This window comes from Mycobacterium scrofulaceum (assembly GCF_002086735.1).
GTDB lineage: Bacteria > Actinomycetota > Actinomycetes > Mycobacteriales > Mycobacteriaceae > Mycobacterium > Mycobacterium scrofulaceum.
In genome coordinates, this window is sequence record NZ_MVIJ01000035.1 from 31,238 (window position 1) to 45,075 (window position 13,838).

General features: G+C 72.3%; 10 protein-coding genes. All 10 read left to right on the forward strand.

The features are described 5' to 3' along the window. The first annotated feature begins 6 nt into the window (after positions 1–6). Entirely contained in the window at positions 7–438 is a 432-nt protein-coding gene (gene mraZ / locus BST44_RS20385; RefSeq protein WP_007170790.1) for a division/cell wall cluster transcriptional repressor MraZ, read from the forward strand. Then, positions 413–1,588, forward strand: coding sequence for a 16S rRNA (cytosine(1402)-N(4))-methyltransferase RsmH (gene rsmH, locus BST44_RS20390; RefSeq protein WP_142274597.1), 1,176 nt, complete (start codon positions 413–415; stop codon positions 1,586–1,588). Before mraZ ends, rsmH begins: the two co-directional genes overlap by 26 nt. Further along, the gene (ftsL, locus tag BST44_RS20395) at positions 1,585–2,742 is read left to right on the forward strand and encodes a cell division protein FtsL (protein WP_083178911.1); all 1,158 of its coding nucleotides are present in this window, start codon (positions 1,585–1,587) and stop codon (positions 2,740–2,742) included. The genes rsmH and ftsL overlap by 4 nt, the downstream gene beginning before the upstream one ends. Then, the gene (locus BST44_RS20400) at positions 2,739–4,805 is read left to right on the forward strand and encodes a peptidoglycan D,D-transpeptidase FtsI family protein (protein WP_142274598.1); all 2,067 of its coding nucleotides are present in this window, start codon (positions 2,739–2,741) and stop codon (positions 4,803–4,805) included. The genes ftsL and BST44_RS20400 overlap by 4 nt, the downstream gene beginning before the upstream one ends. 252 nt (positions 4,806–5,057) lie before the next feature. Further along, on the forward strand, positions 5,058–6,614 hold the full coding sequence (locus BST44_RS20405; RefSeq protein ID WP_083178912.1) for a UDP-N-acetylmuramoyl-L-alanyl-D-glutamate--2,6-diaminopimelate ligase: 1,557 nt from the start codon (positions 5,058–5,060) through the stop codon (positions 6,612–6,614). After that, entirely contained in the window at positions 6,611–8,272 is a 1,662-nt protein-coding gene (locus tag BST44_RS20410; protein ID WP_083178913.1) for a UDP-N-acetylmuramoyl-tripeptide--D-alanyl-D-alanine ligase, read from the forward strand. The genes BST44_RS20405 and BST44_RS20410 overlap by 4 nt, the downstream gene beginning before the upstream one ends. Further along, positions 8,269–9,348: a phospho-N-acetylmuramoyl-pentapeptide-transferase gene (gene mraY, locus BST44_RS20415; RefSeq protein WP_083178914.1), complete on the forward strand. Its 1,080-nt coding sequence runs from the start codon at positions 8,269–8,271 to the stop codon at positions 9,346–9,348. The genes BST44_RS20410 and mraY overlap by 4 nt, the downstream gene beginning before the upstream one ends. 1 nt (position 9,349) lies before the next feature. Beyond that, the gene (gene murD, locus BST44_RS20420) at positions 9,350–10,807 is read left to right on the forward strand and encodes a UDP-N-acetylmuramoyl-L-alanine--D-glutamate ligase (protein ID WP_142274602.1); all 1,458 of its coding nucleotides are present in this window, start codon (positions 9,350–9,352) and stop codon (positions 10,805–10,807) included. A gap of 6 nt (positions 10,808–10,813) precedes the next feature. Next, a complete protein-coding gene (gene ftsW / locus BST44_RS20425; RefSeq protein WP_083178915.1) occupies positions 10,814–12,580 on the forward strand; it encodes a putative lipid II flippase FtsW in 1,767 nt (588 codons plus the stop codon). After that, on the forward strand, positions 12,577–13,797 hold the full coding sequence (gene murG, locus BST44_RS20430; protein WP_083178916.1) for an undecaprenyldiphospho-muramoylpentapeptide beta-N-acetylglucosaminyltransferase: 1,221 nt from the start codon (positions 12,577–12,579) through the stop codon (positions 13,795–13,797). Before ftsW ends, murG begins: the two co-directional genes overlap by 4 nt. Positions 13,798–13,838 lie beyond the last annotated feature (41 nt).

Genomic DNA, 13,838 nt, shown 5'->3' on the forward strand with positions numbered 1-13,838 from the left:
GAGCTGGTGTTTCTCGGCACCTACACGCCCAAACTCGACGACAAGGGGCGGCTGACGTTGCCCGCCAAATTTCGTGACGCGCTGGCAGGGGGGTTGATGGTCACCAAGAGCCAGGACCACAGCCTCGCCGTCTACCCGCGGGGGGAATTCGAGCAGCTCGCGCGCCGGGCGAGCAAGGCCTCGCGCAGTAACCCCGACGCCCGCGCGTTCCTGCGCAACCTCGCCGCCGGCACGGACGAGCAGCATCCCGACGCGCAGGGACGCATCACGTTGTCGGCCGACCACCGGCGCTACGCGAACCTGTCGAAGGACTGCGTGGTGATCGGCGCCGTCGACTACCTCGAGATCTGGGATGCGCAAGCCTGGCAGGACTACCAACAGACCCACGAAGAGAACTTCTCCGCGGCCAGCGATGAAGCACTCGGCGACATCATCTGAGGCGCATGCCCGTGCAACGTGGCCTCTGCCCGAACCGACCCTGGCGTACTTCCCCAACGCCAGGTTCGTGCCTTCGGACAGGGACCTCGATGCAAGGGCGGCCCTGAGGGCCGCCGGGCGCCTCCAAACCCCGGGAGGCGTTGCGGTGGCTGACGATTCATCGGACTTCGGGCATGTGCCCGTCCTGCTGGACCGCTGCGTCGAACTGCTCACCCCGGCGCTCACCCGGCACGCCGTCGACGGCTCGGGCGCCGTCCTTCTCGATGCCACCCTCGGCGCGGGTGGGCATGCCGAACGGTTCCTCACCGACTTGCCGGGGCTGCGGCTGATCGGACTCGACCGCGACCCCAACGCGCTGGAAATCGCGCGGGCCCGGCTGGCGCGATTCGCCGACCGGATCACACTGGTGCACACCCGATACGACGGCCTCGCCGCGGCTCTGGCCGAATCCGGCTGTGGGGCAGTCGAATCCGTCGACGGGATGCTGTTCGACCTCGGTGTGTCGTCCATGCAGCTCGACCGCGCGGAACGGGGCTTCGCCTACGCCCAGGACGCGCCGCTGGACATGCGGATGGACCCGGAATCGCCGCTGACGGCGGCCGACATCCTCAACACCTACGACCAAGCGGCGCTGGCGGACATCTTGCACCGCTACGGCGAGGAGCGGTTCGCGCGCCGGATCGCCGCGCAGATCGTGCGCCGGCGCGCCCGCGCCCCGTTCACCTCTACCGCGGAATTGGTGGCGCTGCTCTACCAAGCGATTCCGGCCCCGGCCCGGCGCACCGGGGGGCACCCCGCCAAGCGCACCTTCCAGGCCCTGCGGATCGCCGTCAACGACGAATTGAACTCGTTGGGCGCCGCGATCCCGGCCGGGCTGGACGCGCTCGCCGTGGGCGGGCGCATGGTGGTGCTGGCCTACCAATCGCTGGAGGACCGGATCGTCAAGCGGTTGTTCGCCGACGCGGTCGCGTCCCGCACACCGGTCGACCTGCCGGTCGAGCTTCCCGGCCACGAGCCGCGATTCCGGTCGCTGACGCACGGCGCCGAACGCGCCGACGCCGCTGAGGTCGAACGCAATCCGCGCAGCGCGGCGGTGCGGCTACGAGCTGTCCAACGGGTCCAGCAGTCAACCGGAAAGGGCGACGCATGAAAGCAAAGCGGGAGACGCCGAATCGCCGCGGGAACCGCGACGGTTCCGTCCGGCGCGCCAGGCGCTCGACGGCCGATCCCGGTTCGGTGCGCCGCACCCGACCGGGGCGGACCTCGGCGCCGACCCGCGAAAGCCGCGCGCCCAAGTCCGGTCCGCAGACCAGCCCGATCGCCCGGCCGGTCGAGAGGCCGGCGCGCCCCAAGAACACGAGTCAGGCCAAGGCGCGGGCCAAGGCGCGTAAAGCCAAGGCGCCCAGAGTTGTTCGTCCTCGCCTGAGCGAACGCCTGGCGACCCGGCTGGCTTCGATCGACCTGCGGCCGCGCACCCTGGCGAGCAAGGTCCCGTTCGTCGTGTTGGTCATCGGTGCGCTCGGCGTCGGTCTGGGTCTCACGCTGTGGTTGTCCACGGACTCCGCCGAGCGCTCCTACAAGCTGAGCCACGCCCGCGAGAAGACCCGGCTGCTGCAACAGCAGAAGGAGGCGCTGGAACGCGACGTGCGCGAGGCGGAATCCGCACCGGCCCTTGCGGAGGCGGCCCGCAAACAGGGCATGATCCCCACGCGCGACACCGCGCACCTGGTCCAGGACCCGTCCGGGAACTGGGTGGTGGTCGGTACGCCGAAGCCGGCAGACGGGGTGCCGCCGCCACCGTTGAACAGCAAGCTTCCCGATCAGGCTCCGCCGCCCCCGGCGCCGCCAGCGCCGCAGCTGGAGGTGCCGGTCCGGGTGCAACCGGACCCCGCGGCGCCCGCGCCGGCGAGGTCCGGGCCCGAGGCGCTGCTGCGCGCACCGGACGGGGCGTCGACGCTGGGCGGCCAGCACCTGGGACAAGCCGGACCTCAGTTGCCGGGCATGCCGGCCGCCCCGGGGGTACCGGCCACCGGACAGGTTCCGGGCGCGCTGCCCGGGCTAGGCGCGCCGCTGCCGGGGCTGCCCGCGCCGGCGGCCCCCGCGCTCCCGCCGGTCCCCGCCGAGGTGCCGATCCCATTGGGCGGTATGCCTATCCCGCCCCCCGGACAGCTGCCCGCGCCGCTACCCGCCGAGGTGCCGGTCCCGGTCCAGCGCGGAATCCCCCCCGTCGTCCCGGGTGCGCCGGTGCTCGCGCCGCAGCCCGTGGCGCCGGGACCGGCCGCGACGCCAGGTGCGGCCCGGTGAGCCGCGGCGACTCCATCCGCGCCCGCCGGTCGGAACCGTCGCGCGGTCCCCGTAAGGCGCAGGACGGCAAGGCGGTTCGCCAGCCGAAGCGGCGCGCCAAGCAACAGCAAGCCGCGGATGTCCGCGAGCCGAAGCGGTTCCGGAAGGCCAAGGCGGACAAGGTCTCCAACAAGGGCCGCCCGGCCGACCGGCTGGACGCGGTGGCGACCGGGCACTCGGCGCGGGAGCGGCGCACCCGGCAGCTCGTGCAGGCGGGCACGCGCGGCGCGTCGTTCGTCTTCCGGCATCGCGCCGGCAACGCGGCCATCGGGTTCTTGATCGTGGTGGCGGCGGTGCAATTGTTCGTCCTGCAGGTCACCAACGCCCCGACGCTGCGCGCCCAGGCCGCGAGCCAGCTCAAAGTCACCGACGTAGAGAAGGCGGTGCGCGGCAGCATCGTCGACCGCAATAAGGACCAGCTGGCGTTCACCACCGAGTCGCGGGCGCTGACGTTCCAGCCCAAGAGGATTCGCAAGCAGCTGGACGAGGCCAGGAACAAGAACTCGGCGGCCCCCGACCCCCAGCAGCGACTGCGGGACATCGCCAAGGAGGTCGCGACTCGGTTGGGTAACAAGCCGGATTCCGCGACCGTGTTGAAGAAGCTGCAAAGCGACGAGAACTTCGTCTATCTGGCGCGCGCCGTCGACCCCGCCGTCGCCAGCGCCATCTCCGACAAGTACCCCGAAGTCGGATCGGAGCGGCAGGATCTGCGGCAGTACCCCGGCGGGTCACTCGCGGCCAACATCGTCGGCGGCATCGACTGGGACGGCCACGGACTGCTGGGCCTCGAGGAGTCCCTGGACTCGGTGCTGTCCGGCACCGACGGCTCGGTCACCTACGACCGCGGATCCGACGGCGTCGTCATTCCCGGCAGCTACCGCAACCGGCACCGGGCGGTCAACGGTTCGATGGTCCAGCTGACCCTCGACGACGACATCCAGTTCTACGTGCAGCAGCAGGTCCAGCAGGCCAAGGATCTTTCCGGCGCGCACAATGTTTCGGCCGTCGTGCTGGACTCGAAGACCGGCGAAGTGCTGGCCATGGCCAACGACAACACCTTCGACCCGTCGCAGGACATCGGGCGCCAGGGCGACAAACAGCTGGGCAACCTGGCGGTGTCCTCACCGTTCGAGCCCGGCTCGGTGAACAAGGTCATCACCGCGTCGTCGGTGATCGAGTACGGCCTGTCCAACCCCGACGAAGTGCTGCAGGTGCCCGGGTCGATCCAGATGGGTGGGGTGTCCATCCACGACGCGTGGGATCACGGCGTGATGCCCTACACCACCACCGGCGTGTTCGGAAAGTCCTCCAACGTCGGCACGTTGATGCTCGCCCAGCGCGTCGGCCCGGAGCGCTTCTACGACATGGTCCGCAAATTCGGGCTGGGCCAACGCACCAACGTGGGGCTGCCCGGGGAAAGCGCCGGGCTGGTGCCGCCGATCGACCAATGGTCGGGCAGTACCTTCTCGAACCTGCCGATCGGGCAAGGTCTTTCGATGACACTGCTGCAGATGGCCGGCATGTACCAGACGATCGCCAACGACGGGGTGCGGATACCGCCGCGGATCGTCAAGGCCACCATCGCGCCCGACGGCACCCGCACCGAAGAGCCGCGCCCCGAAGGCGTGCGGGTGGTCTCGGCGCAGACGGCGCAGACCGTGCGCAACATGCTGCGCGCCGTCGTGCAACGCGACCCGATGGGGTACCAGCAGGGCACGGGGTCCGCCGCGGCGGTGACGGGCTATCAGATGGCGGGCAAGACGGGCACCGCGCAGCAGATCAACCCGGCCTGCGGCTGCTACTTCGACAACGTGTACTGGATCACCTTCGCCGGCATGGCCACCGTCGACAACCCGCGTTACGTCATCGGCATCATGATGGACAACCCGGATCGCAACGCGGACGGTACGCCGGGCCATTCGGCGGCCCCGCTGTTCCACAACATCGCCGGCTGGCTGATGCAGCGCGAGAACGTCCCGCTCTCGCCCGACCCGGGCCCGCCGCTGACGTTGCAGGCCACCTAGCTGTACTCGGCCGTCTGACCCGGCGGCGATCGCAAGCGCGGCGATCGATTGTGCGGTGACGGCGTTGGGTGTGCGCTCAGGGCGGAATTCGGGCGGATATCACGCCCTCAGCGCACGCTGAAGGCCCTCGACGCACACTGCAGGCCCTCGGGCACCCTGAAGGACGCTCAACCGACGAGCCACCTGGGCGGCAGGTGCTTCTCGGTAGGGTGTCATGGCCGATCATGAGGATCACGTGCGTGGACGGGAGGTGTGTCGGTGCCCACTGGTTTGCGGCCCAGCGCTGGCGCGGGCACGCCGTTGCCCGCGCTGGCCGCGCAGGTCGGGGCGGTTCTCGCCGACCGGGCCGCGGCGGTGCCCGACGTGGCCGTCACCGGCGTGACGCTGCGCGCCCAGGACGTGCGGCCCGGCGACCTGTTCGCGGCCCTGCCCGGCTCGTCGACGCACGGCGCCCGGTACGCGGCCGAGGCGATCGACCGCGGCGCGGTCGCCGTCCTGACCGACGCCGACGGGGTCGGGGAGATGGGCGCTTCGGCCTCGGCCGTGCCGACACTGGTGCACCCGGGGCCCCGCGGCGTGCTCGGCGCCCTGGCGGCGGCGGTGTATGGCAACCCGTCGGAGCGCACGACGGTCATCGGGATCACCGGAACCTCCGGCAAGACCACCACCACCTATCTGGTCGAATCCGGGCTGCGCGCCGCCGGGCGCACGGCCGGCCTGATCGGCACCGTCGGCATCCGCATCGACGGCGCCGACGTGCCGAGCGCGCTGACCACCCCGGAGGCTCCCGCCCTGCAGGCGCTGTTCGCGGCGATGGCCGAGCGCGGGGTGGACACCGTCGTCATGGAGGTGTCCAGCCACGCGCTGGCGCTGGGCCGGGTCGACGGCACCGGATTCGCGGTCGGCGCCTTCACCAACCTGTCGCGCGACCACCTCGACTTTCACCCCACCATGGCCGACTACTTCGAGGCCAAGGCGAAGCTGTTCGATCCCGCGTCGCCACTGCGGGCGCGCCGGGTGGTGGTCTGCATCGACGACGAGGCCGGGCGCGCCATGGCCGTGAGGGCCATGAAGGGTGGGGCGGCCGCGATCACCGTCAGCGCCGCCGGCCAGCCCGCGCACTGGCGCGCCATGGACGTCATCCCGCTGGGCACCGGCGGGCAGCAGTTCACCGCGACCGACCCCGCCGGCGTGCGCCACCGCGTCGGCATCCGGCAGCCCGGGCATTACAACGTCGCCAATTGTCTCGTGGCGCTGGCCATTCTGGATGCGGTGGGGGTTTCGCCCGAGCAGGCGGCGCCGGGGCTGCTGGAAACCCGGGTGCCGGGCCGCATGGAAGAAATCGACTGCGGCCAGGATTTCCTCGCCCTGGTCGACTACGCGCACAAGCCGGGTGCGCTGCGGGCGGTGCTGACCACCCTGGCCCGCCCCGGGCGCCGGCTGGCGGTGGTGTTCGGCGCCGGCGGCGAGCGCGATCCCGGCAAGCGGGCGCCGATGGGCGCGACCGCGGCCGAGCTGGCCGACCTCGTCGTCGTCACCGACGACAACCCGCGCGGCGAGGATCCCGCCGCGATCCGCCGGGAGATCCTCGCCGGGGCGGCCGCCGGCGGCGGTGCGGCCGAGGTGGTCGAGATCGGCGACCGGCGCGCGGCGATCGAACGCGCCGTGGCCTGGGCCGGCCCGGGCGACGTGGTCCTGGTGGCGGGCAAAGGCCACGAAACGGGGCAGCGCGCCGCGGGGGAGGTCCGCCCGTTCGACGACCGGGTGGAGCTGGCGGACGCGCTCAAGGCCCTGAGGGGCCGGTCATGATCGACCTGACCGTCGCGCAGATCGCCGACATCGTGGGCGGCACGCTGGCCGGCATCTCGCCACAGGAAGCCGCCGAGCTGCGCGTCACCGGCAGCGTCGAATTCGACTCCCGCGCCGTGGGTCCCGGCGGGTTGTTCCTCGCGCTGCCGGGGGCCCACGCCGACGGGCACGACTACGCGGGCGCCGCGGCGGAGGCCGGCGCGGTCGCCGCGCTGGCCGCCCGGCCGGTGGGGGTGCCGGCCGTCGTGGTGCCCCCGGTGCCGCAAGCCCCCGACGGCCTGGCCGGGGTGCTCGAACACGACACCGACGGCTCGGGCGCGGCGGTGCTGGCCGCCCTGGCCAAGCTGGCCAAGGCGGTGGCCGCGGAGCTGGTGGCCGGCGGGCTCACCATCATCGGGATCACCGGCTCGTCGGGCAAGACGTCGACCAAAGATCTGGTGGCCGCGGTGCTCGAGCCGCTGGGCGAGGTGGTGGCCCCGCCCGGCTCGTTCAACAACGAGCTTGGACACCCGTGGACGGTGCTGCGCGCGACGCGGCGCACCGACTACCTGGTCCTCGAGATGTCGGCCCGCCACCCCGGCAACATCGCCGCGCTGGCCGAGATCGCGCCGCCGTCGATCGGGGTGGTCCTTAACGTCGGCACCGCCCACCTGGGCGAGTTCGGTTCCCGCGAGGCCATCGCGCGCACCAAAGCCGAACTGCCCCAAGCGGTCCCGTCGTCCGGTGTGGTCGTCCTCAACGTCGACGACCCGGTGGTGGCGGCGATGGCCAGCGTCACCGGCGCGTGGGTGGTCCGGGTCAGCCGATCCAGCCACACCGATTCCGGGCCCAGCGACGTCTGGGCCGACGGAGTGTCGCTGGACGAACTGGCCAGGCCGCGCTTTACCCTGCACGCGATGAACGCCCAAGGCACGGTGGAGGTCGGGGTGCAGCTGGGCGTGTCCGGCGACCACCAGGTCACCAACGCCCTGTGCGCCGGGGCCGTGGCGCTGCAGTGCGGGGCCACGGTCGAGCAGGTCGCCGCCGCGCTGGAGCAGGCCGGGCCGGTCTCACGGCACCGGATGCACGTGACGACGCGCGCGGACGGGGTCACGGTCATCGACGACGCCTACAACGCCAACCCCGACTCGATGCGGGCCGGTCTGCAGGCGCTGGCCTGGATCGCCCACGGCGATGGCGCCGGCGGAAAGCGCAGGAGCTGGGCGGTGCTCGGCGAAATGGCCGAGCTCGGCGACGACGCGGTAGCCGAGCACGATCGCATCGGCCGGCTGGCGGTGCGCTTAGATGTGTCTCGACTTGTTGTCGTGGGAAGTGGGAGGTCGATGAGCGCCATGCACCACGGAGCGGTCATGGAAGGCTCGTGGGGAGCCTCCGGTGAGAGGGGGGCGGTCACCGTGGCCGACGCCGACGCCGCCCTGGCGCTGTTGCGGGCCGAGCTGCGGCCCGGCGACGTCGTCCTGGTCAAGGCCTCCAATGCCGCCGGGCTGGGGGCGCTGGCCGACGCGCTGGCCCGTGACGATCGCGAGGGCGGCGAAGCCGGGCGAAGCGGGTCGTCACGATTGGGCGGTGACGATCGCGAGGGCGGCGAAGCCGGGCGAAGCGGGCCGTCACCATTGAGCGAGGGTCCCGCGAACACCGGCGGCGGGACGGGCTCGTGAGGCAGATCCTCATCGCGGTGGCCGTCGCGCTCGCCGTGTCAATCCTGTTGACCCCGGCCCTGATTCGGCTATTCACCCGGCAGGGTTTCGGCCACCACATCCGCGAGGACGGCCCGCCCAGCCATCACACCAAGCGGGGCACGCCGTCGATGGGCGGAGTGGCCATCCTGGCCGGTATCTGGGCGGGTTACCTGGGCACGCACCTGGCCGGGCTGGCGTTCGACGGGGAGGGCGTCTCGGCGTCCGGTCTGCTGGTTTTGGGTCTGGCCACCGTGCTCGGAGGCGTCGGCTTCCTCGACGACCTGATCAAGATCCGCCGCTCGCGCAACCTCGGGCTGAACAAGACCACCAAGACGATCGGGCAGGTGGCCGCCGCGGTGCTGTTCGGGGTGCTGGCGTTGCGGTTTCGCAACGGCAGCGGGTTGACGCCGGCCAGCTCGGACCTGTCGTACGTGCGCGAGATCGCCACCGTCACGTTGGTGCCGGGCCTGTTCGTGTTGTTCTGCGTGGTCGTCGTCAGCGCCTGGTCCAACGCGGTCAACTTCACCGACGGCCTGGACGGGCTGGCCGCCGGCTGCATGGCGATGGTCACCGCCGCCTACGTGCTGATCACCTTCTGGCAGTACCGCAACGCCTGCGTCACCGCGCCGGGCCTCGGCTGCTACAACGTGCGCGACCCGCTGGACCTGGCGCTGGTCGCGGCCGCCACCGCCGGCGCCTGCATCGGCTTCCTGTGGTGGAACGCCGCGCCCGCAAAGATTTTCATGGGCGACACGGGGTCGCTGGCCCTGGGCGGCATCATCGCCGGCCTGTCGGTCACCAGCCGCACCGAGATCCTCGCCGTCGTGCTGGGGGCGCTGTTCGTCGCCGAGGTCACCTCGGTGGTGCTGCAGATCCTCGCCTTCCGCACCACCGGCCGCCGGGTGTTCCGGATGGCGCCCTTTCACCACCATTTCGAGCTGGCCGGCTGGGCCGAAACGACCGTGATCATCCGCTTCTGGCTGCTGACGGCCATCACCTGCGGTCTGGGCGTGGCGCTTTTCTACGGTGAATGGCTGGGCGCGATCGGTGCCTGAGCTGCCCGGGCTCGACCCCTTGGCCCCGGGCGCGCCCGTGCTGGTGGCCGGGGGCGGCGTCACCGGCAAGGCGGTGCTGGCCGCCCTGTCCCGATTCGGCGCGGCGCCCACCCTGTGCGACGACGACCCGGTCACGCTGCGGCGCTACGCCGACACCGGGGTGGCGACCGCGACCATGTCGGCGGCCACGCAGCGCGTCGCCGCGTACGCCCTGGTGGTCACCAGCCCCGGGTTCGCGCCGGACACCCCGCTGCTGGTCGCGGCTGCGGCGGCGGGCGTGCCCGTCTGGGGCGACGTGGAATTGGCCTGGCGGCTGGACGCCGCGGGCCGGTACGGACCGCCGCGGCGCTGGCTGGTGGTGACCGGCACGAACGGCAAGACGACCACCACGTCGATGCTGCACGCCATGTTGACCGCCGCGGGCCGGCGCAGCGTGCTGTGCGGCAACATCGGCGATCCGGTCCTGGACGTGCTGGACAGCCCCGCCGACCTGCTGACCGTCGAGCTGTCCAGCTTCCAGCTGCACTGGGCGCCCTCGGTGCGGCCCGAGGCGGGTGTCGTCCTCAACATCGCGGAGGACCACCTGGACTGGCACGCCACGATGGCCGAGTACACGGCCGCGAAGGCGCGGGCGCTCGACGGCCGGGTGGCCGTGGTCGGGCTCGACGACGCCCGGGCCGCCGCGTTGCTGGACACCGCCGCGGCGCCGGTGCGCGTCGGCTTCCGCCTGGGCGAGCCGGTGCCGGGCGAACTGGGCGTGCGCGACGGCCTGCTGATCGACCGCGCCTTCGCCGATGACCTCGCGCTGCTGCCCGTCGACTCGATCCCGGTGCCGGGACCGGTCGGGATCCTGGACGCCCTGGCCGCGGCGGCGCTGGCGCGCAGCGTCGGTGTGCCGCCCGACGCGATCGCGGACGCGATCGCGGCCTTCCGGGTGGGCCGGCACCGCGCCGAGGTGGTCGCCGTCGCCGACGGGGTCACCTACGTCGACGACTCCAAGGCCACCAACCCGCACGCGGCCGAGGCGTCCGTGCTGGCCTACCCGCGCGTGGTCTGGGTGGCCGGCGGTTTGCTCAAAGGCGCTTCGGTCGACGCCGAGGTCGCCAGGATGGCCCACCGGCTGGTCGGCGCGGTGCTCATCGGGCGAGATCGCCAAGAGGTTGCAGAGGCGTTATCGCGACACGCGCCGGATGTCCCCGTCGTCCACGTTGTGACAGGCGAGGATGCTGATATGAATGCGACGGCTGTGGTTATTGGTGCAAATGTGACAGAAGTGAAACATGCGGGCGGGGATCTCGGCGCTTCCGTCATGACCGCGGCCGTCGCCGCGGCCCGCAACCTCGCACGCCCCGGCGACACCGTGCTGCTGGCCCCCGCCGGCGCGTCGTTCGACCAGTTCAGCGGGTACGCCGACCGCGGCGACGCCTTCGCTGCCGCCGTGCGCGCGGCCACCCGGTAGGCGGGCGTGGGTAACCCGCTGGCCCGGTTGAGACGCCGGGGCAAAGACACTTCCGAATCAGCATCTGAGCCGGCTTCCGAGGCTGCTTCCGAGGCTGCTTCCTGGGCCGCATCCGAGACCAGCGCCGAGACCGCGGCGGGGGAGCCGGCCGAATCCGACGGCGGCGAGGCGACCGACGCCACCGGACCCATCGCGGGTACGTCGGAAGCCAAGCCGGCCGCGAAAGCCGCTGCCGCCGAGCGCAACCGGTTCGGCGCGTGGCTGAGCCGGCCCATGACCTCGTTTCACCTCATCATCGCGGTGGCCGGGCTGCTGACCATCCTGGGCCTGATCATGGTCCTCTCGGCGTCGGGCGTGCGGTCCTACGACGCCGACGGGTCGGCCTGGGTGATCTTCGGCAAGCAGGTGTTGTGGACCGTGATCGGCCTGGTCGCCTGTTACGCCTCGCTGCGGATGTCGGTGCGGTTCATCCGCCGGGTCGCCTTCACCGGCTACGTCGTCACCGTCATCCTGCTGGTGCTCGTGCTGGTTCCCGGCATCGGGAACCTTGCCAACGGCTCGCGGAAGTGGTTCGTCGTCGCCGGTTTCTCGATGCAGCCGTCCGAGCTGGCGAAAATCGCCTTCGCCATCTGGGGTGCGCATCTGCTGGCCGCCCGCCGGCTGGAGCGGGCCTCGCTGCGCGACCTGCTGATCCCGCTGGTGCCGGCCGCCGTCATCGCGCTGGCGCTGATCGTGGCGCAGCCCGACCTCGGGCAGACGGTGTCGCTGGGCATCATCCTGCTGGCGTTGCTGTGGTATGCCGGCCTGCCGCTGCGCGTCTTCGCCACCTCGCTGCTGGCCGTCTTCATGGCCGGGGCGATCCTGGCCATGTCGGCGGGTTACCGCTCCGACCGGGTGAAATCCTGGATGAACCCCGAGAACGACCCCATGGACACCGGTTACCAGGCGCGCCAGGCGAAGTTCGCGCTTGCTCACGGCGGCATCTTCGGCGACGGCCTGGGCCAGGGCGTCGCCAAGTGGAACTATCTGCCCAACGCGCACAACGACTTCATCTTCGCCATCATCGGCGAGGAACTCGGCTTCGTCGGCGCATTCGGCCTGCTGGTGCTCTTCGGGCTGTTCGCCTACACCGGGATGCGGATCGCCCGCCGCTCGGCCGACCCGTTCCTGCGGCTGCTGACGGCCACCACGACGATGTGGGTGCTGGGTCAGGCGTTCATCAACATCGGCTACGTGATCGGCATCCTGCCGGTCACCGGCATTCAGCTGCCGCTCATCTCCGCGGGTGGGACCTCCACGGCCGCAACACTTTTCATGATCGGGATCATGGCCAATGCGGCCCGTCACGAACCCGAGGCGGTGGCCGCCCTGCGGGCCGGACGCGACGACAAGGTGAACCGGTTCCTGCGGCTGCCGCTGCCCCAGCCGTACGCGCCGACCCGGCTGGAGTCGTTCCGTGACCGCAAACGTGGGGGCAACCCGCCGGGTCAGGGCGCCGGTTCCCGCAACGGCGCGCGGAAGGCGGCCCAGGCGGCCGCGGGCAAGGCGGCCCGCAAGGCGCCCCGGAAGGCCACCCGCAATGCCGCCCGCAATGCCGCCCGTAGCGCCTCCCACCAGGACGGCGAACCGCTGCGGCCGGCGTTCTCGCGCACAGCCGCCCGGCCGGCCCGCAGGGCGGTGCATCATGGATCTGGCCAGCGCTCTGCCAGTCGGGGAGCCGGCCAGCGTCAGGCACGGCGCGATCGCGCACTGGAAGGTCAGCGTTACGGGTGAACGACACGGTGAGCATGCCGGCCGGCGGGCTGGGGGACACCCCCCAGCCCGCCGGTGCCGCGTTGTCGGCTTTCGAGCCGCTCAAGCCCCTGTCGGTGGTGCTGGCGGGCGGCGGCACCGCCGGCCACGTGGAGCCCGCGATGGCGGTGGCCGACGCGCTCAGCGCGCTCGATCCGCAGGTGCGCATCACCGCGCTGGGCACCCACCGCGGGCTCGAGACCCGACTGGTGCCCGAGCGCGGTTACCACCTCGAACTGATCACGCCGGTGCCGCTGCCGCGTAAGCCCAGCGGCGACCTGGCGCGGCTGCCGCCGCGGGTGTGGCGCGCGGTCCGGGAGACCCGCGCCGTGCTCGACGCCGTGGACGCCGACGTCATCGTCGGTTTCGGCGGCTACGTGGCGCTGCCGGCCTACTTGGCCGCCCGCGGGATCCCCCGCGGCCCGGGCCGCAGGCGCCGCGTCCCGGTGCTCATCCACGAAGCCAACGCCAGCGCCGGGCTGGCCAATCGGGTGGGCGCCCGCCGCGCCGACCGCGTGCTCTCGGCCGTGCCCGATTGCGGGCTGCCGCGCGCCGAGGTGGTCGGGGTGCCGGTGCGCGAGGCCATCACCTCCCTGGACCGCGCGGCGCTGCGCGCCGAGGCGCGCAGGCATTTCGGCTTCGCCGACGACGCGCGGGTGCTGCTGGTGTTCGGGGGCTCGCAGGGCGCCGTGTCGCTGAACCGCGCGGTGTCCGGGGCCGCCGCCGCCCTGGCCGCCGCGGGCGTCTCGGTGCTGCACGCGCACGGGCCGAAAAACACCCTCGAGCTGCCGGAGAGCCGACCCGGCGATCCGCCGTACCTGGCCGTGCCCTATCTCGACCGGATGGACCTGGCCTACGCCGCCGCGGACCTGGCGATCTGCCGGTCCGGCGCCATGACCGTCGCCGAGGTCTCGGCGGTCGGATTGCCCGCCATCTACGTGCCGCTGCCGATCGGCAACGGCGAGCAGCGGCTCAACGCGCTGCCGGTGGTCAACGGCGGGGGCGGCATGCTGGTCGCCGACGCCGCCCTGACCCCGGAGCTGGTCGCCCGCGAGGTGGCCGGGCTGCTCAACGACCCGCCGCGGCTGGCGGCGATGACCAGGGCCGCCGCGCGCGTCGGGCATCCCGACGCCGCGCGCCAGGTGGCGCAGGCGGCGCTCGACATCGCCAGGAAGGCAGCTGCGGGAGGACCGCGGTGAGCGCCGGACAGCCGCCGCCCGAGCTGCCCCCCGAGCTGCAC

Excerpts from the sequence above, each read along its gene's own strand:
- rsmH (WP_142274597.1), top strand. The coding sequence starts at position 413 with ATGAAGCACTCGGCGACATCATCTGAGGCGCATGCCCGTGCAACGTGG.
- BST44_RS20410 (WP_083178913.1), top strand. The coding sequence starts at position 6,611 with ATGATCGACCTGACCGTCGCGCAGATCGCCGACATCGTGGGCGGCACG.
- ftsL (WP_083178911.1), top strand. The coding sequence starts at position 1,585 with ATGAAAGCAAAGCGGGAGACGCCGAATCGCCGCGGGAACCGCGACGGT.